Origin of the sequence: Streptomyces sp. NBC_01689 (assembly GCF_036250675.1) — a bacterium.
Classification (GTDB): Bacteria; Actinomycetota; Actinomycetes; order Streptomycetales; family Streptomycetaceae; genus Streptomyces.
The window spans coordinates 5,226,241-5,246,489 of the sequence record NZ_CP109592.1 but is presented as its reverse complement, the minus strand read 5'-3'; the positions used below and the strand labels follow the sequence as shown (position 1 = coordinate 5,246,489).

The 20,249-nt window shown below is 74.4% G+C and carries 14 protein-coding genes, 2 tRNA genes and 1 other RNA gene; 6 read left to right on the top strand and 11 right to left on the bottom strand.

Features of this window, described 5'->3' with window-relative positions:
* Window positions 1-73 (top strand) — tRNA-Gly (locus OG776_RS22310).
* Window positions 74-131: 58 nt separating this feature from the next.
* Here the strand turns inward: OG776_RS22310 and OG776_RS22305 are convergent.
* From OG776_RS22305 to ffs, 6 genes are all read right to left on the bottom strand, one after another.
* A complete protein-coding gene (locus tag OG776_RS22305; protein WP_148009165.1) occupies window positions 132-1,031 on the bottom strand; it encodes a phosphoribosylaminoimidazolesuccinocarboxamide synthase in 900 nt (299 codons plus the stop codon).
* A gap of 134 nt (window positions 1,032-1,165) precedes the next feature.
* Window positions 1,166-2,674 carry a N,N-dimethylformamidase beta subunit family domain-containing protein gene (locus OG776_RS22300; protein WP_148009166.1) on the bottom strand — a complete coding sequence of 503 codons (1,509 nt, stop codon included), beginning with the start codon at window positions 2,672-2,674 and terminating at the stop codon, window positions 1,166-1,168.
* 234 nt (window positions 2,675-2,908) lie between these two features.
* Entirely contained in the window at window positions 2,909-4,801 is a 1,893-nt protein-coding gene (locus OG776_RS22295) for a hypothetical protein (RefSeq protein ID WP_187285630.1), read from the bottom strand.
* A 309-nt stretch (window positions 4,802-5,110) separates the two neighbouring features.
* On the bottom strand, window positions 5,111-6,388 hold the full coding sequence (purD, locus tag OG776_RS22290) for a phosphoribosylamine--glycine ligase (protein ID WP_148009168.1): 1,278 nt from the start codon (window positions 6,386-6,388) through the stop codon (window positions 5,111-5,113).
* A 152-nt stretch (window positions 6,389-6,540) separates the two neighbouring features.
* A complete protein-coding gene (locus OG776_RS22285) occupies window positions 6,541-8,934 on the bottom strand; it encodes a DNA polymerase III subunit gamma and tau (protein WP_329322403.1) in 2,394 nt (797 codons plus the stop codon).
* A 92-nt stretch (window positions 8,935-9,026) separates the two neighbouring features.
* Window positions 9,027-9,125: signal recognition particle sRNA small type (ffs, locus tag OG776_RS22280), an RNA gene on the bottom strand.
* Between the two features lie 119 nt (window positions 9,126-9,244).
* On the opposite strand from ffs, the gene OG776_RS22275 reads away from it, so the two are divergent.
* The 4 genes from OG776_RS22275 (at window position 9,245) to OG776_RS22260 (ending at window position 12,392) form a co-directional block, all read left to right on the top strand.
* Window positions 9,245-9,332 (top strand) — tRNA-Ser (locus tag OG776_RS22275).
* A gap of 196 nt (window positions 9,333-9,528) precedes the next feature.
* Entirely contained in the window at window positions 9,529-9,828 is a 300-nt protein-coding gene (locus tag OG776_RS22270) for a hypothetical protein (RefSeq protein WP_187285607.1), read from the top strand.
* Window positions 9,829-9,957: 129 nt separating this feature from the next.
* Window positions 9,958-11,475 (top strand): wax ester/triacylglycerol synthase domain-containing protein, encoded by a 1,518-nt coding sequence (locus tag OG776_RS22265; protein WP_329322401.1) that lies wholly within the window; start codon window positions 9,958-9,960, stop codon window positions 11,473-11,475.
* Window positions 11,472-12,392, top strand: a complete 921-nt coding sequence (locus OG776_RS22260) for an SDR family NAD(P)-dependent oxidoreductase (RefSeq protein WP_329322399.1) — start codon at window positions 11,472-11,474, stop codon at window positions 12,390-12,392. The genes OG776_RS22265 and OG776_RS22260 overlap by 4 nt, the downstream gene beginning before the upstream one ends.
* Here OG776_RS22260 and OG776_RS22255 read toward each other — a convergent pair.
* Both OG776_RS22255 and OG776_RS22250 read right to left on the bottom strand, forming a co-directional pair.
* Window positions 12,321-13,541, bottom strand: a complete 1,221-nt coding sequence (locus OG776_RS22255) for a beta-ketoacyl-[acyl-carrier-protein] synthase family protein (protein WP_148009171.1) — start codon at window positions 13,539-13,541, stop codon at window positions 12,321-12,323. The two genes, OG776_RS22260 and OG776_RS22255, sit on opposite strands and share 72 nt — an antisense overlap.
* 8 nt (window positions 13,542-13,549) lie before the next feature.
* Entirely contained in the window at window positions 13,550-13,768 is a 219-nt protein-coding gene (locus OG776_RS22250) for an acyl carrier protein (protein WP_148009172.1), read from the bottom strand.
* 111 nt (window positions 13,769-13,879) lie between these two features.
* Here OG776_RS22250 and OG776_RS22245 point away from each other — a divergent pair, with 111 nt between their 5' ends.
* Window positions 13,880-15,139, top strand: coding sequence for an aminotransferase class I/II-fold pyridoxal phosphate-dependent enzyme (locus OG776_RS22245; protein ID WP_329322396.1), 1,260 nt, complete (start codon window positions 13,880-13,882; stop codon window positions 15,137-15,139).
* 103 nt (window positions 15,140-15,242) lie between these two features.
* Here OG776_RS22245 and OG776_RS22240 read toward each other — a convergent pair whose 3' ends face one another.
* The 3 genes from OG776_RS22240 to OG776_RS22230 form a co-directional block, all read right to left on the bottom strand.
* Entirely contained in the window at window positions 15,243-17,255 is a 2,013-nt protein-coding gene (locus OG776_RS22240) for a copper resistance CopC/CopD family protein (RefSeq protein ID WP_329322394.1), read from the bottom strand.
* Window positions 17,256-17,351: 96 nt separating this feature from the next.
* On the bottom strand, window positions 17,352-18,011 hold the full coding sequence (locus OG776_RS22235; protein WP_329322392.1) for a GNAT family N-acetyltransferase: 660 nt from the start codon (window positions 18,009-18,011) through the stop codon (window positions 17,352-17,354).
* Window positions 18,001-20,223, bottom strand: a complete 2,223-nt coding sequence (locus tag OG776_RS22230) for a penicillin acylase family protein (RefSeq protein ID WP_329322390.1) — start codon at window positions 20,221-20,223, stop codon at window positions 18,001-18,003. Before OG776_RS22230 ends, OG776_RS22235 begins: the two co-directional genes overlap by 11 nt.
* Window positions 20,224-20,249 lie beyond the last annotated feature (26 nt).

The window sequence follows — 20,249 nt, the reverse complement described above, 5'->3', positions numbered from 1 at the left end:
GCGGACGTAGCTCAGTTGGTAGAGCGCAACCTTGCCAAGGTTGAGGTCGCCAGTTCGAACCTGGTCGTCCGCTCCGGTGCAGAAGCCCCCGGCCTCCGGCCGGGGGCTTCTGCGTGTGCCCTCCGGCGTCCTCAGCTCCAGCTGGTGCCGGTCAGCCGCTCGAACGCCTCGATGTACTTGGCGCTGGTCGCCTCCACCACCTCCGCCGGGAGCGCGGGCGGCGGCTGCTCGCTCCTGCGGTCCCAGCCCGACTCGGGGGACGTCAGCCAGTCACGGACGAACTGCTTGTCGAAGGACGGCTGGGCACGGCCCGGCTCCCACGCGTCGGCCGGCCAGAAACGGGACGAGTCCGGGGTGAGCACCTCGTCGGCGAGGACGAGGGTGCCGTCCTCGTAGCCGAACTCGAACTTGGTGTCGGCGAGGACGATACCGCGGTCGCGGGCGATGTCGCGGGCGCGGCCGTAGACCGCGAGGGTCGTCCTGCGCAGCTCGGCAGCGGTCTCGGCGCCGACCTGACGGGCGACCTCCTCGTACGAGACGTTCTCGTCGTGCTCGCCGACCTCGGCCTTGGTGGCGGGGGTGAAGATCGGCGCGGGGAGTTCCGAACCGTCGACGAGACCCTCGGGCAGGGCGAGTCCGCAGACCGTCCGGGAGGCGTCGTACTCCAGGAGCCCGGAGCCGGTGAGGTAGCCGCGGGCCACGCACTCGACCGGGACCATCCGCAGCGACTTGCAGATCAGGGTGCGGCCGGCCCACTCGGCGGGGGCGCCGGGCGGGAGTTCGGTGCTCAGGACGTGATGGGGGACCAGGTCGGCGAGCTTGTCGAACCACCACAGGGAGAGCTGGGTGAGGACCCGGCCCTTGTCGGGGATCTCGGTGGGCAGCACCCAGTCGTAGGCGGACAGGCGGTCACTGGCGATCATCACGAGGTCGCCCGCCTCGTTCCGGTACAGGTCGCGCACCTTGCCGGTGTGCAGATGCACCAGACCCGGGACCTGGAGGGGCTCGGGCTTTTCGACGAATCCGGACACGGTTCCTCCCCGTATTTCTGTCCAAGTGGCTCGATTCTCCCGTACGCGGAGAGCGGTTCCGGCCACGGGGTGCCCGGACGGGCCCGGGGAGGTCCGGCGCCTTCCGCCCGGCGGGTGCGTGGCGCGGGGTGTGGTCAGTCCCGTTTGCAGATGCGGTCGAGGAGGTTGGCCGTGGCCCGCTGGACCCGCGTGTCGACGTGGCCCGGCCGGTCCAGGGCCGGCGACCAGGCGAACGTCCCGGATGCGAAGACCAGCGCGCCGGAGGGCGCCCGGTAGAGGGAGGTCTCCTGGTGACGGACGGCGCCCTCGCTGTCCCGGTACGGGGAGTGGGCGAGGAGGATGCGGCCGTGGTGCTCCGGCAGCGGGGCGCGCGGGAAGTAGCGGTCGGCCTCGCCCGCGACCATGCCCTCCAGTTCGTCGCCCTCGTGCGCGCCGGTGGCGTCCCACAGCCAGTGGTCGGCGTTGCGTACGACCAGCGGGTGCGGGTCGGGGACCCGGCCCGCGTACTGGATGCCGATCAGCTGCTGTTCGGGCCGGTCGATCTCGCGCCAGAGCGCGGGCTTCCCGGGGCCCCGCCGCTTGCGGCAGGTCAGCAGACGGTCCGCGACCCCGGACGGCGAGGGGCCCAACTCCACCTGCCAGTACATGGTGTTGGCGGACAGGAAGACCAGTGAAGTGCCGTTTCCGCCGGCGAGTTCCACGGTGCGCCGCATGGCCGGCGACCAGTACTCGTCGTGACCCGGGAAGACCAGTCCGCGGTAGCGGGAGGGGTCGACGCGCCCGGCGTGCAGGTCGCGGGCATCGGCGTAGGCGAGGTCGTAGCCGTAGCGCTCGGCCCAGCGGATGAAGTCGTAGGCGTGGCCGACGTGCAGGGGGAGGCCGGCGCCGGCGTAGGGGCGGTCGAAGGAAACGGTCGTCGCCGCGTCCGCCTCGCCGAGGAGCCGGCCGTGCTCGTCCCACGCGTGGTAAAGGCTGGCGCCCGTACGGCCGTCCTCCGGGTAGAGGTTGTACGCCTGCCAGGTGATGTCCGGGAGCAGGAGCAGCAGGTCGGCGGGGTGGTTGTCGCGGACCGTGAAGGGGACGTGGGAGCGGTAGCCGTCGGCGGTGGTCAGGACGGCCACGTACGCGCCGATGCTCCAGTAAGTCGGGATCTGCAGGCGCCAGGACAGCCACCAGTGATGGCAGGAGACGGTTCTGTCGGCGGTGAGCGGCGGTGGCTGGACGATCCCGGAGAGACGGGGGCTGGTGGTGATCTTGCAGGCGCCGTCGCCTCCGTAGTGCCCGATGCGGTAGATGTCGACGCTGAACTCCTGCGGCGGGTCGACGGTGACGTGGAAATCGATCGACTCGCCCGGTGCGGCGGCGCCGTTGGAGGCGAAGCCCTTGATCTGGCGGTGCACGTCGTCCGCGGAGCGGGGGCCCCCGATCCTGGGCTGGGGAATGGCGCCCTTCACCGGCTTCGTGGCGTCGCGCAGGAGGGTGGCGCCCGGCGCGTGGTCGATGTACCAGGGGACGACGTGCCCGGTGTCGTCGAAGTACTGCTCGTCGCCGCGGAGCCAGGGCACGGGTCCCTGGCCGAAGGGGTCCGTCACGGCGTGCGCGAGAGCTCCCGACTCCCAGCGGCGGATCTGTTCCGATCCCATGCCTGCTCCCCTCCCTCGGTGCCCCCGTCGGTTCTCTTGCTCTGCCCTGCGCGCCGGCCGTCGCCCCGCACGCGATCGGTCCCAGCACATCACATTACGCACGCACTCCGTCACCGTTCGTCGCGAATTGACGTGAACGGAACGGAGGGATCCGGACCGGGATGAGTGGGAGGGTCCCACCCACCGGGCGCCGGAACCGGCACTCGTCCCGGCACCGGCGCGTCGCCGCCGTGCTCAGACCAGCCGGACCGGCTTCTCCGGCCGGACGCCGAGGCGGCGGAGCCAGTCCCGGAGAGGAGCCGGGTCCCCGTCCTCGACCAGGGTCAGGACGCGAGGGCCCAGGTCGGCGGCGCGCTCCCCGCCGACCAGGAGGGACGGTCCGTCGAGCCAGTCGAGGCCCGGCGCCGCGCCCGCCGTGTCCATCGCGGCGCAGCAGACCATCGCGGTGACGTGGTCGGCCAGCAGTTCGCGTCCGGTGCGCGGGGGCTGGAGCGGGAAGAGCGGGAGCATCCCGTCCTCCCAGAACGCCAGGTCCGGTCCCGGCTGCTCCGCGCCGCCCCCCGGTACCGCGGCCGCCACCGCCGCGTCGTCCCGGGCCAGCTCCGCGCTGAGCCCGGCCGCGAGCGCGGCCGTCCGTTCGCTGCCGAGGCCGAGGTCGCCGTCCTCCTCGTCGATGCCCATCTGTTCGTAGGCTCCGCGGCGGCGGCCGACGAAGGGAGCGGGCTCCGCCCCCGGGGCCGTCCCGGCGGCGGGGTGCGGGCCGACGCCGGTGTCCGTGTCCGGGTCCTCAGCCGTGTCCGCGCCGGTCCCCGCGCCGGTCCCCGTGCCGGCCGCGGCTCCGGTCGGCGGTGCGGTCAGGTGGTCCAGTACGCGGGCCAGCGTCGGGCCGCCCCGGTCGGGAACCGCCGGGTCCGAGGAGTGGCGGACACCCAGCGCGTCCAGCACCCGGTGCAGCCGGGCCGCGTCGGCCCGCCAGGTGCGGTCGACGACCTCGTCCGGGTACTCCTGCCAGTCCACCGGGGCCCAGTCGGGTCCGGTCTCCGCGGGGCCGCCGTGGAAGAGCCGGGCGGCGAGCAGCGAGGCCGCCTCGTCCACCGTGCCGGGCTCTTCGAGCAGGTCGCAGGCGGGACGCTCACCGAGGCGCGAGGTGAAGCCCTCGGCCAGCCGGTCGCGGCGGGAGAGTTCGGTGAGGGCCGCGACGACACCCGCGTCCAGCCGGGACGGCCAGCGGCCCATCCGCCAGGCGGGCAGCGCGACGCGGTTCAGCAGCCGGTCCCAGCCCGCGTAGGCGAGGCCCACCTGTTCCTGGGCGACGATCCGCAGGCCGTAGTCCACGGCCTGGGCGCGCTCGGCGGCGGCGGCCGCCACTCCCCGCTCCATCTCGGCCGCGTGGCCCCGGCAGCTGCGCAGCAGCAGGCGGGTCACCCAGCCGACACCGGCCAGCACCGTACGGACCACGGGGCCGTGGGCGGGCGCCGAGGCCACGGCGACGGCCGCGTCGAGTCCGCGTACGAAACGGCGGGCCGCGGCTATGTCGGGGTGCGCGGAGGGTCCCGTACCGGCGACGACCGGGGCGAGGACCGCGCGCAGCTCACCGACGCGCATCCACCACAGGAACGGCGAGCCGATGACGAGGACGGGGGCGGCGGGGGTGCGGTGGACCTGCGCCGAGGCTCCCCGGACGCCCGCTATCTCGTCCCCGGCCCCGGTCGGCGGCGGACCGTGCGCCGGGTGGGTGCGGTCCTCCAGCCAGCTGTCGCAGTCCGGGGTGAGCGCTATCGCCGAGGGGGGCGGGACGTCCAGGCGGTCGGCCAGGTCCCGGACCATGCGGTACAGGTCGGGAGCGGACGTCTCCGCGATCGGGACCGTGGGGCTCACGGCGGGCCGGGCGCGGGCGACGACGAGCGCGACGCCCGCGGCGGCGAGGAGGACGAGACCGGCGAGGCCCGTCACGACCCAGCGCGTCACGGGCCAGGCCCCGCCGGTGAGGTGACCGGTCGAGCCGCCGACGAGCAGCACGACCGCGACGGCCGCGGGCAGCAGGGCTACGGCCAGCGCCCGGCTGCGGATCCGCAGCACGGCGAGAGCCCGGGAGCGCGCGGCCTGCGCGCCCACCTCCACACCCATACCGGTCACGACCGGAGGTCACCCCCTACTGTCCGCTCGTACGGGGCCGTGTGACAGGCCGCGTCGGCGAATGCCCTGGCTTTGCTCACTCCCCCACTGTGGCACCCGCCACCGACATCGCAATGCCGGTGGGCCAAGTGCCGGAATGCTTTCGCCGCACCCTAGTTGGGGCCCCGGTCCCCGTCAGGCGGTTGGGGCATCGCTCACTCGATGGAATGGCTTTGGGGAAAGGTGGATGACCGTGGGCAATGATCAGGCCCCGGATTCCGTACAGAATCCGGGGCCCGGGGGCTGGTCGAGGACCGGGTCCTACGCCGTCGTGGTGGCCCCCGCCGAGGCTTCCGCCGCGGCCTTCGCGGCGATGTCCGTACGGTGCTGGGAACCGTCGAGGCCGATCCGGGCGACGGCCGCGTAGGCGCGGGCGCGCGCCTCGGTGAGGCCGGTGCCGGTCGCCGTGACCGACAGCACGCGGCCGCCCGCGCTCACGACCGCGTCGCCGTCGCGCTTCGTCCCGGCGTGCAGGACGTACGCGTGCGGGGCGTCCTGGGCGGCCACCTCGTCGAGCCCGGTGATGGGGTCGCCGGTGCGCGGGGTGTCCGGATAGTTGTGCGAGGCCACGACCACGGTGACCGCCGACTCGTCGCTCCAGCGCAGCGGGGGGAGGTCGACGAGGGTGCCCTCGGCGGCGGCGAGCAGGACACCGGCCAGCGGGGTCTTCAGCCGGGCGAGGACCACCTGCGTCTCGGGGTCGCCGAAGCGGGCGTTGAACTCGATCACCCGCACACCGCGGCTCGTGATCGCGAGGCCCGCGTAGAGCAGCCCGGAGAACGGGGTGCCGCGGCGGCGCAGCTCGTCGACGGTCGGCTGGAGGACGGTCTCCATGACCTCCTCGACCAGCTTGGGGTCCGCCCAGGGGAGGGGCGAGTACGCTCCCATGCCACCGGTGTTCGGGCCCTGGTCGCCGTCGAGCGCGCGCTTGAAGTCCTGGGCGGGCTGCAGCGGGACGACCGTGACGCCGTCGGTGATCGCGAAGAGGGAGACCTCGGGGCCGTCGAGGAACTCCTCGATGACGACGCGTTCGCAGGCGTTGGCGTGCTCCCGGGCCTTCGTGAGGTCGTCGGTGACCACGACGCCCTTGCCGGCCGCGAGCCCGTCGTCCTTCACCACGTACGGGGCACCGAAGGCGTCCAGCGCCTCGTCGACCTCGCCGGGGGTCGTGCAGACGTACGAACGGGCGGTCGGTACCCCGGCCCGTGCCATCACGTCCTTGGCGAAGGCCTTGGAGCCCTCCAGTTGCGCGGCCTCCTCCGAGGGGCCGAAGCAGGGGATGCCCGCGGCGCGCACGGCGTCGGCGACCCCGGCGACGAGCGGTGCCTCCGGGCCCACGACGACCAGCTCGGCACCGAGTTCGGTGGCCAGCGCGGCCACCGCGGCGCCGTCGAGGGCGTCGACCGCGCGCAGCTCGGCCACCTCCGCGATGCCTGCGTTCCCGGGGGCGCAGTGCAGGGCGGTGACGGCGGGATCGAGGGACAGGGAACGGCACAGGGCGTGTTCGCGGGCGCCGCCGCCGATGACAAGGACCTTCACGGGGCCAGCCTAGCCGTCGCGGCCGAGCGGGTTAGTGGGGGCTTCCGAAGCGGGGGGCCTGCGGAGTTGGTGGGATCGTCCAAACGGTCCGGGAGCCGGTACCAAACCTCTGCGGAGCAGACCCGGGCGGCCCCCCGGCCCGACCGACCCGGCTACTCGTTCGAGAATTCCTCGACCACCGTCGCGCCCAGTTCGCGGACGATCAGGTCGTGGCCCGAGAGGGCGGACTCGTCGAGGTCGGGATCGTCGTCCTCCGGGATGTCGTCCTCGGGGGCGACCGGGGGCGGCTCGGGGGCCGGAGGCCCGCTGGGTCTGGACGCGGGCGCGGCCGGTGCCTGGCCCGCCTGCGGTCCCTGCGGCGCGGCGGGGCGCGAGGCCGGGGCCTGCGGCTGCGGGGCCGAGGGGCGCGGTGCGGCGGGTGCGCCGCCGTAGCCGCCACCTCCACCGCCGTAACCGCCGCCGCCACCCCCACCGCCGTATCCGCCGCCGGGTGCCGTCATCGGCGGGGGCGCCGAGCCGCCGGAGGCGTCGACGATCGCCTCGATCTTCCAATGGATGTTGAACTGCTCGGCGAGCGCCTGCTTCAGCACGTCCTCGCTGCCGCTGCCGGCGAAGTTGTCCCGCGCGCCCGCGTTCACGAAGCCGATCTGCAGCGTCGTGCCGTCGTAGCCGGTCACCTGGGCGTTCTGGCTGAGCAGGATCCAGGTGAAGCGGCGGCGGTTCTTGACCGCCTCCAGGATGTTCGGCCACAGGGCGCGGGGGTCGGGGCCGCCCGCCGCGGGCACCTGCGTCGGCGCGGCCGCGGGTGCCGCCGGGGTGCCGGGGGGTGCGGGAGCCGCAGCCGTCGGCGGTGCGGCGGGCGCGGACGGCGGCTGTCCGCCGCCCGCGGGGGCCGCCGTCGGCCACCCGCCGGGCCGCCTGCCGCTGCCGGCGGCCGTCGCGGTGGGCCACGCGCCGGGCGCGGCTCCCGACGGGGGCGCGGCCGCGGCGGCAGCCGGAGCGCGGACGGGCTCGGCCTCCGGAGCGGGGCCGGTGGGAACGGGACCCGCAGGAACGGGAGCCTGGGGCGCGGGAGCCTGGGGCGCGGGAGCCTGGGGCGCGGCGGCGGGTGCGGCCGGGGCCGGAGCCCCCGCACCCTGCACCGGAGACCCGGCACCCTGCACGGGAGCACCGGCACCGGCCGTGTCGTACCCCCCGGGCGCCTGCCCTGCGCCGCCGGGGCCCTGCGCCCGTACGGCGGCCCGGGCCGCCGCAGGGCCGCCGCCCGGCGGGACTCCGGGGCAACCGGGAGCCGGAGCGGGTGCGGGTGCGGGTGCGGCGGCCATCCCGTGCACCTCGGGACCGGGCACGTATCCCATGGCGGGGGTGCCACCACCGGCGGAGAAGTTCACCCCGCGCTCGATGCGGTCCAGCCGGGCCATGAGGGCCCGCTCGTCCCCGTAGGCGGCGGGCAGGAGCACGCGCGCGCAGATGAGTTCGAGCTGGAGCCGCGGCGAGGTGGCGCCGCGCATCTCCGTCAGTCCCTCGTTGACCAGGTCGGCGGCGCGGCTGAGCTCGGCGGCACCGAAGACCCCGGCCTGGGCCTGCATGCGCTCGACCACGTCGGACGGGGCGTCGATGAGGCCCTTCTCCGCGGCGTCGGGCACGGCCGCCAGGATCACCAGGTCGCGCAGCCGCTCCAGCAGGTCGGCGACGAAGCGCCGCGGGTCGTTGCCCCCCTCGATCACCCGGTCCACGACCTCGAAGGCCGCGGCGCCGTCCCCCGAGGCGAACGCCTCGACGACCGAGTCGAGCAGGGACCCGTCGGTGTAGCCCAGCAGCGAGGTGGCCATGGCGTACGTCACACCGGCGTCGGCCGCTCCCGCGAGGAGCTGGTCCATGACGGACATGGAGTCACGCACGGATCCCGCGCCCGCCCGTACGACCAGGGGCAGCACCCCGTCCTCGACGGGGATGCCCTCGCGACCGCAGACCTCGCCGAGGTACTCGCGCAGGGTGCCCGGGGGCACCAGCCGGAACGGGTAGTGGTGCGTACGGGACCGGATCGTCCCGATGACCTTCTCGGGCTCCGTGGTCGCGAAGATGAACTTGAGGTGCTCCGGGGGCTCCTCGACGACCTTCAGCAGCGCGTTGAATCCCGCCGACGTGACCATGTGGGCCTCGTCGATGATGTAGATCTTGTACCGGCTGCTCGCGGGCCCGAAGAACGCCTTCTCCCGCAGGTCACGGGCGTCGTCGACACCACCGTGGGAAGCGGCGTCGATCTCGATGACGTCGATCGATCCCGGGCCGCCCCGCGCGAGGTCCTGGCAGGACTGGCACTCTCCGCAGGGCGTCGGCGTGGGCCCCTTCTCGCAGTTCAGACAGCGCGCCAGGATGCGCGCGCTGGTGGTCTTCCCGCACCCGCGCGGACCGCTGAACAGGTACGCGTGATTGACCCGGTTGTTCCGCAGCGCCTGCTGCAGCGGGTCCGTTACATGCTCCTGCCCGATGACCTCGGCGAACGACTCCGGGCGATAGCGGCGGTACAGCGCGAGAGACGACACATCTACGAGGTTATAGGCGCCCACTGACAACAAGGACCGCCCGCGAGAACAGCGCACGGCGACGGGGACGGCTCTCCCTCACATCCCCGGCGGACGCAAGCGCCCCCCACGCACCCGCCAGAGCCGACCTACCCTTGCTGCCTTCCGGCCCTGGGGGAGTTCAGTCAGATAGCGCCACGTGAGGGGCTGCGCTCACAGTACCCGATCCGAGCGGGCGGAACGAACCCCGATCCGAGGGGCGGAACCAACCCGATCCGAGCCGGGGGAACGGGTTCGCGAGCACTCCTCAACGTCTTGTATTGTTTGCCGCGGAGGATTCGCCTAGAGGCCTAGGGCGCACGCTTGGAAAGCGTGTTGGGGGCAACCCCTCACGAGTTCGAATCTCGTATCCTCCGCCAGTGCCTCACCGGGCACGACTCGAAGGGCCCCACCGCGAGGTGGGGCCCTTCGACGTTGTCCGTCTCGGCCACCCACGCGCGCGATGATCTCGACAGGGGCCGTTCGCCTCTCCATCGCGGCGATCGAACCCGCACCTCAGAACAAGCCTCCGGCGGGGGCGCTCAGACTCCGGGACGGACGGGGCAGCGCACCCGGGTGCCGGCCCGTAGAGGGCGCGCCTGGGGTTCTTCCATCGCCCTGCGCACCATCACACCGGCGCTCGGCCCGGCCGCGGCGGACGAGGCCTGGGACTGGCTGTACGACGGCCGTATCGAGATGAGACAGGCACTGCTGCGCTCGGAACCCTGTTCGGTGTCGGTCGACAACGCGACGACCCGGCTCACCTGGACCGCGCGGCCCGTCCTCTTCCTGCCGCTCGCGCGCCGCGCGGACACCGGCCTCCCGGACTGCGCCGACCGGCCCACCGGCGGCGCCGACCGGCCCCGCCGCCGCTGAGCCGGCACCTCGCGCCGCCGGCCCGCGGCGGACCGGGACCGCCGGTTCTCCGCGGGGCACGCCGTGACCTTTCCGCCGCGCGTCCTGTTAGCGACTCTGCCCGCAGCCCACCCGCGCCAGGGAAGCCCCATGACGATGACCGGTCCGTCTCCTGCGGTGCCCGTGACCACGACGGTTCCCCGCCCCAGCGCGGTGGACGGCTGCTTCCTCAGCTACGAGCGGGACGAGCCCGGCTTCCGGCCGTACGTCGGAGCGGTCCTGGAGGTGACCGGCTCCTGCCCGGGTCCCGACCCGGTGCGTGCGCAGATCGCCGAGCGGGTGGCCCGGATGCCGAGCCTCGCCTGCCGGGTCGGCCTGCGGGGCGGCCGGACGGTCTGGGAGCTCGACCCCGGCTTCGACCCGCGCCGTCATGTCCACGAAGTCCGCGTGGACGACGGCCCGGCCTCGCTCGACCGGGCCGTGGACGCGCTGCTCGGCGAGCCGATCGACGCCGGCGCGCCGCGCTGGGGCGTCTGGCTCCTCCACGGCCACTCCCCCGACCGGTACGCGCTGTTCTACCGTGCGCACCACGCCGCCCAGGACGGGCAGGCGGTGCTGGACGCGCTGACGGCGCTCTTCGGGGTGGGCCCCGCCGTTCCTCCGCGCACGCCCGTCGCCGAGGCGCCCGGCGGCCGGGGCACCGGCGGGTTCAACCCGCTCGCCCGGGTGCGGAACATCCCGGCGCGGGCCGTCGCGCGGAACGCGGCCGACACCGTTCGCGGTCTGCGGTCCACCCTGACCTGGACACCGCACCGCCCCCTGACCGGCCGGACGCGGCTGCTGTCCGCGGCCGTGCCCGCGTCCTGGCCCCGGGACGTCGCCGGGGCCCTCGGGGCCACGCCCAACGACGTCTGCCTGGCCGCGCTGGCGGAGGCGGTACGGGAGTGGGTGCCCGCGGAGTGGCGGGCCCGCCCCGGGCGCGGCCGCGAACTGCACGTGGCGCTGCCGGTCAGTCTCCGCCCGCCGGAGGAGCGGTTCGCGGTGGGCAACAGGGTCTCCGCCGTGCGCGTACCACTGTCCTACTGGGCGGCGTCCCCCACCGACCGGGTGGTCGCCGTGGCCCGCGCGACCCGCCGGGTGCGGACCGAGGGGATGCGGCGGGTGCTGCGGGCGCAGTTGGAGTGCCTGCCGGAGTGGCTCGTCTACCGCTTCGTACGGCAGTCCTGCGCCGCGAGCAGCGCGGTGGACACCTCCGGGCTGCTGCGGGTTCCCCGCCGGCTGGCGCTCGGGGCGGATCCGGTCGAAGGCGTGGTGCCCACGCTGTTCCTGCACGGCGACCACCACTTCGCGGTGTCGTTCCTCTCCTACCAGGGGCGCGTCCGGGTGAGCTTCACCGTCGACCGGGCGCTGGACGACGCCGGTGATCTCGCCGCCCTGTGGGCCGGAGCCGTCGAGCGGCTGTGGCGTGAGGTCACCGTCGGTCCACGCGGTCCGCACGATCCCGTCAGTCCGCACGATCCCGTCAGTCCGGCCGATCCCGTCAGTCCGGCCGGTCCCACCGGTCCCGCTGATCACTTCAGTCACGAAAGCCGCGAAAGCCACGTAGAGCACGCACATCACGTCGAGCACAGGGACACGCACGCGTCCCGTCCGGGGGAGAACTCATGAGCACGACCGGTGGGGCCGGCTCCACGGCCCTGGTCACGGGCGCCAGTTACGGCATCGGCGCCGACATCGCCCGCGCCCTCGCCGCCCGCGGCCACGACCTCGTCCTGGTGGCCCGGAGCGCCGGGCCTCTGGGCCGGCTCGCGGCCGCCCTGGAGACCGAGTACGGGATCACCGCCCGGCCGCTGACCGCCGACCTGAGCACCGAGGCCGGTCTGGAGGCGGCCGCCGCGCTCGCGTGCGAGGCCGACGTCCTCGTCAACAACGCCGGTGCGGGGCTCGGTCTCTCCTTCGAGCGCACGGCGTGGGAGGAGGAGCGGCGGATGCTGGCCCTCAACGTCGTCGCCCCCTCCCGGCTCGTCCACGCGGCGCTGCCCGGCATGCTCGGCCGGGGCCGCGGGCGCATCCTGAACGTCTCCTCGGTGGCCGCCACCGCGCCGGTCTGGCTGGGCACCTCGTACGGGGCCTCCAAGGCCTACGCCCTGGCGCTGACCGAGTCGCTGGCCCGCACCCGCCGCGTCCGCCGCTCGCCGGTGGCGCTGACGGCCCTGGTCCTCGGGCACACCGTCTCGGAGTTCCACGAGCGGGCCGGTATCCCGCCGTCCCCTCCGTCGCTCACCCTCGGATCGCCGTACGTCGCCGAGCGGGCGGTGCGGGCCATCCTCCGGCGCCGCCCGCCGGTCGTCTGCGTGCCGAGCGTCCGCTACCGGGTGCTGGCCGGGCTGCTCGGGCATCTCCCGCACCGGATCGCCGCCCTGCCCCCGCTGGCCGACGACTTCACCGTCACCTCGTACGGGGCGCCGCAGCCGTCGTACGGGACCGGGGAGCCGCCGGCCGGCGGGCCGGAGTCAGCCGGGGGTGACGGCCAGGACGGCGTTCTGCCCGCCGAAGCCCATGGACAGCGAGAGCGCCAGCCCTAGCCCGCCGGGGCGGCTCTCGACCGGGATGTCGAGGTCGATCGCCGGGTCGGCCTCCGCCAGGTTGGCGGTCGGCGGAACGAGCCCCTGCTCGACGGCGAGGACGGTGAAGGCCGCCTCCACCGCGCCCGCCGCTCCAAGCAGATGCCCGGTCACCGGCTTCGTGGACGTCACCGGCGGGCGGTGCGGGAAGAGCCCCGCCAGTACCGCGGCCTCCGCCAGGTCGCCGGCCGGTGTCCCGGTGCCGTGGGCGTTGACATGGGTCACGTCCCGCGCGCTCGCGCCGGACTCCGCGAGGGCCTGCCGGACGGCCGCGCCGAGACCGGTGCCGTCCGGGTGCGGCCGCACCACGTGGTGCGCGTCCGAGGAGGCTCCGAAACCGCTGATCCGGGCCCGGGAGCGCGCCCCGCGGGCCCGGGCGTCGGCGGCCCGCTCCAGGACCAGCATCCCGGCGCCCTCGCCGATGACGAAGCCGTCCCGCCACCGGTCGAAGGCGCGCGGCGCTCCCGTGGGGTCGTCGAAGCGGTGGGAGAGCGCGCCGATCCGGTCGAACCCGCCGACGTAGAACGGTGTGATGGCGGCGTCGGCGCCACCGGCCAGCGCGATGTCGCAGCGGTCCAGGGCCAGCAGGTCCCGCGCCGTGCCGAGGGCGGTCGCCCCGGAGGCGCAGGCGGTGTTGACCGTGCAACTGGCGCCCGAGGCGGCGAACTCGATGGTCAGCTGGGCGGCCAGGGAGTTGCCCAGCGCGGCGGGCACCGCGTAGGGCGACATGTCCTGCGGGCCGCCCGCCAGCAGCGCGCGGTGCTCGGACTCCAGGGTCCGGGCGCCGCCGGTACCGGATCCCACGACCACCGCGACCCGCGCGCCGTCCCAGTGCGCCGGGTCCAGGCGGGCGTCGGCCAGCGCCTCCCGCGCGGCGAGCAGGGCCAGCTGGGCGCAGCGGTCCGGCCTGCGGGCCCGGGCCCCGCCCAGCCGGGCCGGGTCGAAGCCGCCCACCCGGCAGGCCAGGTGCGGCGGGACCGTCTCCCGCTCCTCCACCAGTACGGCGGTCGGCAGTCCCTTGCAGACCCGCTCCCAGCCGGCGGCCCAGCCGTCCCCGGCCGGGGTCACCAGTCCGAGGCCCGTGACGCGTACGTCCACGCGACCGGTCATGCGGAAGGTCACCTCGCTCCGACGAGGGCGGCCACGTCCGCGACGGTGTGCGTGGCGCCGATCTCCTCCTCCGTCACCGTCACCCCTTTCTCCCGGCGCAGCACCAGCGCCAGTTCGACGACGGCGATGGAGTCCAGGCCCGCTTCCTCGCGCGTGGCGTCCGGGCTGATGTCATCCTCGGACAGCCCGAGAGAAACAAGAACATTCTTGAGTTCTTCGTATGACACGATTTCTCCGTCGCATGGATAGCAAGGCAGACACCTCAAAGTACCATCTCCGGGAGAGCCGAATTATTCGGGAAAATTAATGCAACAGGCGAGCGACGGGTGAACGCAGTCATGGATATTCTGCAAAAGTGCCGGCCATGGACCGCGGAGCATCTGCTGGTGACGGGACGGGACTGTTACTTCCGGGCGGTCGGCGATACGTTCGACGGAACGGAGGCCGATTTCCAGGGCCGCCGGGTGATCGTCGCGGCCTCCCACGACTATCTGGGGCTCTCCGCCGAGCCCCGGGTGCGGGAGGCCGCCGTCGCCGCGGTACGGCGCTTCGGCACCTCACTGGGCGGCTCCCGGGCGGTGAGCGGCTCGCTGGAGCTGCACGAGGAACTGGAGCGCGGACTGGCCGCGTTCCTGGGCCACGAGGCGGCCGTCGTACTCCCTTCCGGATATCAGGCGAATTTGATGCTGGCCCCCCTCCTCGGGGACGGCGACATGGTATTCAGCGACTTTTCCAATCACGTTTCCCTGGAAGATGCCGTCCGCCTCGGCCGGGCGAAGGAACGCAAATTCCTGCACGGCGACCTCGGTCACCTGGAGGAATTGCTCGTCGTCGCCGACGGAAGCGGAACCGAAAACACCGGCGGAAAGCTGATCCTCACGGACGGGGTCTTCTCGGTGGACGGGGACGTCTGCGACCTCCCCGGCCTCATGAAGCTGGCGGACGCGCACGGGGCGCGGGTCGTCGTCGACAGTTCGCACGACCTCGGGGTGCTCGGCCCGACCGGAGCGGGCGCCGGAGAGCACTTCGGGCTCCGCCCGGACCTCGTCACCGGCGCCCTGTCCAAGAGCCTGGCCTCGGTCGGCGGGGTCATCGCGGGGCCGGCCGACGTGATCCGCTATCTGCGGTTCCACGCGCGGGCGGCGCTGTTCACCGCGGCGGCCTCACCGGCCAACGTCGCCGCCGCGCTGGCCTCGCTGCGCATCCTGCGCGCCGAACCGGAGCGGCGCGTACGGGTCCTGGACCTGGCCGAGCGGCTGCACAACGGTCTGCGCGCACTCGGCTTCGACACCGGGGCGTCCGTCACCCCCGTGGTACCGGTGCTGGTGAGCGGCCGTGAGCGGTGTCTGCGCGTGTGGCGGCGGCTGTTCGACGCCGGGGTGTTCGCCGCGCCCATGGTCCACCCGGTCGTCAGGGCCGGCCGTGAGGTGCTGCGGGTCACCCTCACCGCCGCGCACACCGACGACCAACTGGAGCGGGTCCTGGCGGCGTTCGAGCACGTGGGCCGCGTCGAGGGGGTCATCCCCGGCTCCGCGCCCGCTGCGCACACCCCGGTACGGATCGCCCGCCCGCGCGGTCCCCTGGCCACCGCGCGCTGACCACCGCGCACGACGGCGGGTCCCCCGGACCGAGGGAGACACGGCGCGCCGCCCACGGGGACGGCGGCGGCGCACCGCGGGGGACCGGCGGGTCAGCCGGTCCTCAGCCGATCCGCACGGTCTTCGAGACGGTGACCTGGTCGATGTCGGTGGTGCGGACCGTCGCCTTCATCGTCCAGATGCCGGCCACCGGGAGGGTGACGTCGTCGGCCGCCCAGTAGCCGCCCCGGTCCGAGAGTTCCGCGTCGATCGGGCCGATCCGCTGCGACTCCAGGGTGAAGGTGAGGCGGAGTTCGGGCACGGTCGAGATCCCCCCGTCGGGGCCGAAGATCACGGCCTGCACGGAGTTCTCGCCCACCCGGCCCGGCGCCAGTTCGATCTGCACCTTGCCGCGGCCGCCCGGTGTGCCCACGTCGAACGGGACGACCGTCGTGGTCCCCGTCTGCTCGCTGGCGGCCGCCGCCGCCGAGGCCTCGGCGGTCTCGGTGGCGGCCCGGCCCGGCTGGGTCCCGGTGAGCAGGGTGGTGATCACCAGCACGAGGATGCCGACGGTGATCTCGGCCAGGACCGAGCCCCGCAGGGCGCGCCGGTAGCGCGCGCTCTCGTCGGAGGAATCGGAGGGGGATTCGGTGGAGGAATCGGCCGGGGATTCGGTGGAGGAGTCGGCGGGGGGCGAGTCCGGAGCCGTGCCGGGGTCCGTCCCCGCGTCGGTGCCCGTGCCTGTTCCTGTGCCGGGGTTCGGAGCCTCCCCGGGGCCGTCACCCGCGTCGGCCGAGGCGCCGGACCCGGACCCGGCCTCGGCCTCGGGCACGGCCTCGGACACGGTCCCGCCCCGGCCCACGACGGCCGGCACCTCGCCCCGGCCCGCGGGCCCGGCCGCCGGCGCCCCTACGGTCTGCGGTACGCGCTCGGGCACCGCCACCGTCGCCGCCGCGGCCTCGACGCGCTCCTGCGCCGCCACCATCAGCCGCCCCGCCCAGCGTCGCGAACAGGCCGCCCCCGCCAGCAGACACAGCACGGCGAGCAGCTTGACGACGAGAAGGCGGCCGTACGAGGTCGAGGTGAGGGCGTCCCAGGAGCCGAGGCCACGCCAGGACTGGTAGACGCCGGTGACGACCAGGACGGCGACAGAGCCGAGGGCGAGCCGGGAGAAGCGGTTGACGACGGCCGCGGGGAGCGGTTCGGCCGACCGGTACAGCGCGGTCAGCAGGGCGCCGAGTCCGCCCAGCCAGACCGCCATGGACAGCAGGTGCAGGACGGAGGACGCCATCGCCACGGGCACCTGGATACCGGCGGACGCGTGCTCGGCGGCGGCCCAGGTGACGGCGAGGGAGACGGTGAGCAGCGCGCCGAGGGCGAGGACCGGGCGCTCCCGCCGGTCCGCGCGCACCGGGTAGAAGGCCACCGCGGCCAGCAGCACGAGCCGGGCCAGCAGGACGAGCCCCGGCCGGCCGGCCAGCGTCTCGTTGAGGACCCCCGGGTCCATGGCGTCGGCGAGGCCGGTGCCGCGTTCGTAGGGGCCCCGCAGCAGGAGGAGCGCGAAGGTCGACACGAAGAGCGTCGACCAGCCCGCCAGGAGCAGCCGCCGCACCGGGCCCGGGAATCCGCAGACCAGGACGAAGGACGCCGTCCCGATGAGCAGGGCCAGACCGCCGTACGCGACATAGCGCGCGATGTCGTAGAGCGTGGTGGAGAGGGTGTTCCCGGCGGGGTCGACGGGGATCGGCGCGACGCTCGCGGAGGGCTTGCCGATGGAGAAGGTGAAGGCGCCGGAGACCGGGTGGCTGTCGGCCGAGACGACCCGCCAGGCCACCGTGAAGGTGCCGGTGCCGAGCCCCTCGGGCAGGGTCACCCGGGCGGTGTCGGACCGTCCGTCCGCGTGCCCCGGCTCGCCGGTGCGGACGCGCCGGTTGCCGGGGTCGAGCACCCGGAAGGAGTCGTCGAGAAGGCCGATCGACTCGGTGAACGTGAGGGTCACCTGGCGGGGTGCCGTCTTCAGCACGCTGCCGTCCTGGGGATCGGCACCGGTCAGCGCCGCGTGGGCGGACGCGCCGCCCACCCCGCCGAAGAGGACCAGAACCAGCACCGTGCCCAGCAGGGCCAGGCCTCTGGCCACGCGCCGTCGCTCCCGCCGTCCTCGTCCGCTCACGCGCCGTTCCCGTCTCCGTGTTTCCCGAGTCACGGATACGTACGGACGAATCCGGCGCCGTGCTCACTCCACCGGCGAAGCGCCCGGTCCGGCCGGGGTGCCGGGCGCGTCCGCGCCGAACGCCGTCTCCCGGCCCAGGAAGGCGAGCCGGGCGCGCTTCTCGGGCAAGTAGACCCCGGGAAGGTCGATTTCGGGAAGCACGATCTCGGGACCCGGTTCGAAGCCCTGCCGGACCAGGCGGGAGATGGCCTTCGTGTTGCGTGCGTCGGGTTCGACCACGACCCGCCGCCGGTCGAGGCCGATCAGCACGTAGGTGGTGAAGGCGGTCAGCAGTCGCGCGGACCAGCCCGGCCGGGCGCCGTCCGCCCCGGCGGGGCCGATCAGCAGGTGGACCCCGATGTCTCCGGGCTCGACCTCGTAGCACTCGCCGACCCGGTCGGCCTCGGGCTCGTAGGTCTGGAAGAGCGCGGCGGGCTCACCGTCCTTGACCGCGAGGAAGGCGTGGTGCGTGTCGAGCAAGTCGAGATGGAGGTAGGTCTCCAGGACCTGTTCCCGGGTCAACCCGGTCATGCCCCAGAAGCCGGCGCGGTCCTCGGTCACCCACCGGTGGATGACGTCCAGGTCGGCGCGGGGGTCGACGGGCAGGACACGGACGGTGCCGAAGCCCTCGACCTCCTGTTCGTGGACGGCCTCGCGGGCGGGGGCGTAGGTCTCAGTGGTCATGGTTCTCCTCGTGGTCCCGGACGGCTGCCGGGGTGTCGTGCGGGACCGGTGACGGTTCCCGGGTCAGTCGGTTCCAGTCGGTGCTGACGGGGACCAGTTCCCCCCGCAGCCACAGGGGCAGCTGGTCGCGGTGGTGGGCCGAGCCGGGGACCCCGGAGGCGCCGAACGGCACCACCCAGAGACTGTTGTCACGGTCGGCGAGGTCCCAGACGTAGCGGGCGGCCGGGCCGCGTGCGCTCAGGTCGCCGACGCCGGGGACGGCCGAGGTGCAGAGCACGCAGTCGTGGTCGCCGGCGAGCCCCGGTTCCTCGTACGCGTCGCCGGTCAGTGCCCGCCAGGGGGCGAGGCGGTGGCTGTCACCCCAGACCCCGAGCGGCCGCGCGGCCGCCTCCTCGACCGCGGCACGCACCAGGTCGGCACGGTCGATGCCGTACAACTCCTCGGCCCTGAGCAGGTTTTCGAGGGCGAAGCCGACGCGGGGGAGCAGGGCGAGCCAGGGGCGCAGCACCTCGGGGTACGCGGGCGGGTCGGCCAGTACGGCGAGGACGGGGTGGGCGGCGAGCCGTCGTACGACTCCGGTGCGGACCGCCGCGTACGCCGCCGCTCCGGTGCTGTCGGCCTCCATCCGGCGGTCCCACAGCAGCAGCCGGTCACGCAGGGCCGCCGCCCGCGGGGTGAGCCCGTCGAGGGCGGCGAGGTGGTCCAACAGCGGGGCGGCGGAGGCGAGATGAGTATCCATGTGGACGGCCGCCATGTCGGGGGCCGGCCAGGCGGTCCGGGAGGTGAGCAGTTCGCGGATGCGCGCGGCGCGGTGCGGCGGGGCGAACTCGACGCCGAGCGGGGTCGCGGGTCCGCGCTGGTTGGCCATCACGGCGATGCCGTCCTCGACGGTCCCGTACGGCGTCTCGTGCCAGCCCCGCCACTCGTGTCCGGGCTCCCAGGCGGCGACGATCCGGGTGCGGTTGTCCCGGCCGCGGACCGGGACCCGGCCGGCGACCCGGTGCAGCACCCCGCCCGCGGTGTCGGCGGCCTGGACGACGTTGACGGGCTCGGCCCAGAGGTCGAACGCCCGGTCCACGTCGGCCACTTCGCGGGCCCGCAGCAGCGGGAGCAGGGCGCTGAAGCCGAGATCCCCGGTGACGCGGGGCGGATAGCGGAGGCTGACGGGCCCGACGGCTCCGCGGCCGTCGGCGCCCTCCGGACCCTCCGGGACCGCGCCGTGACCCTCCCGGCTCTCCTGGTCCTCCCCGCTCCCTTGGTCCTCCCCGCTCGCCTGGTCCGCGTCGCTCCCCCCGATGACGACCGGTCCGCGCGCGGTCTCGATCACCTCGACCTCGACCGGTGCGCCGCCCGCGACCTCGACCGTCTCCAGGTGCCGGGTCACCGCCCGCCACCGGCCGTCCGGATCGAGTGCCTCCAGGTCCTGGCCGCCGTTCCCGGTCCGGCGCAGCCGTTCCCGGTACAGGTCCTGGTAGTCGGCCATGGCGTTGGTGATGGCCCATGCGACCGTGCCCGTGTGGGCGAAGTGCGCGATGCCCGGGACGCCGGGGACGGCGAGGCCGACGACGTCGAACTCGGGGCAGGAGAGGTGGATCTGCTGGTAGACGCCGGGTTCCTCGATGAAGCGGTGGGGGTCGCCCGCGATCACCGGCCGCCCGGTGGCGGTCCGTTCCCCGGTGACGAGCCAGCCGTTGCTGCCGGAGGTGCCGGGGCCGTCGGTGGCGAAGAGCCCCACGGCCTCGGCGCCGAGCCGCCGGACGACCTCCTCGCGCCAGAGCTTGGCGGGGAATCCGGCGAACAGGATGTGGGTGGCCAGCCAGACGCCGAGCGGGGTCCAGGGCTCCCAGCGGCCGGGCACGAGCCCGGTCCGGGCGAACTCCGGGGTGCGGCGGGCGCCTTCGGGGAGTCCCTCGTTGACCCCGTCCACGTAGCGGACGACCCACGCGGCGGTCTCCGGGTCCCGCCTCTCCAGGGTGGTGAAGCAGCGTCTCGCGGTGTCGTCGAGCCGGGCCCGGCGGGCGAACACGTCCCAGGAGGCCTCCCCGGCGCCGAGGAACGCGGCGGAGGTGCCGCGCGAGCGGTGCCGTTCGACCTCCAGCTGCCAGGCGCGGTCGACGGCGGTGGTACGGCCCTGGGCGTGGGCGAGTTCGAGCGCGCTCCCGGCGCGCAGGTGGGGGATACCCCAGGGGTCACGGTAGAGCTCGGCGGTCACGGGTCCATCCCCACTTTTATCAGGTT

Excerpts from the sequence above, each read along its gene's own strand:
- OG776_RS22300 (WP_148009166.1), bottom strand. The coding sequence starts at position 2,674 with ATGGGATCGGAACAGATCCGCCGCTGGGAGTCGGGAGCTCTCGCGCAC.
- OG776_RS22295 (WP_187285630.1), bottom strand. The coding sequence starts at position 4,801 with ATGGGTGTGGAGGTGGGCGCGCAGGCCGCGCGCTCCCGGGCTCTCGCC.
- OG776_RS22265 (WP_329322401.1), top strand. The coding sequence starts at position 9,958 with ATGACGATGACCGGTCCGTCTCCTGCGGTGCCCGTGACCACGACGGTT.
- OG776_RS22260 (WP_329322399.1), top strand. The coding sequence starts at position 11,472 with ATGAGCACGACCGGTGGGGCCGGCTCCACGGCCCTGGTCACGGGCGCC.
- OG776_RS22255 (WP_148009171.1), bottom strand. The coding sequence starts at position 13,541 with ATGACCGGTCGCGTGGACGTACGCGTCACGGGCCTCGGACTGGTGACC.
- OG776_RS22245 (WP_329322396.1), top strand. The coding sequence starts at position 13,880 with ATGGATATTCTGCAAAAGTGCCGGCCATGGACCGCGGAGCATCTGCTG.
- OG776_RS22235 (WP_329322392.1), bottom strand. The coding sequence starts at position 18,011 with ATGACCACTGAGACCTACGCCCCCGCCCGCGAGGCCGTCCACGAACAG.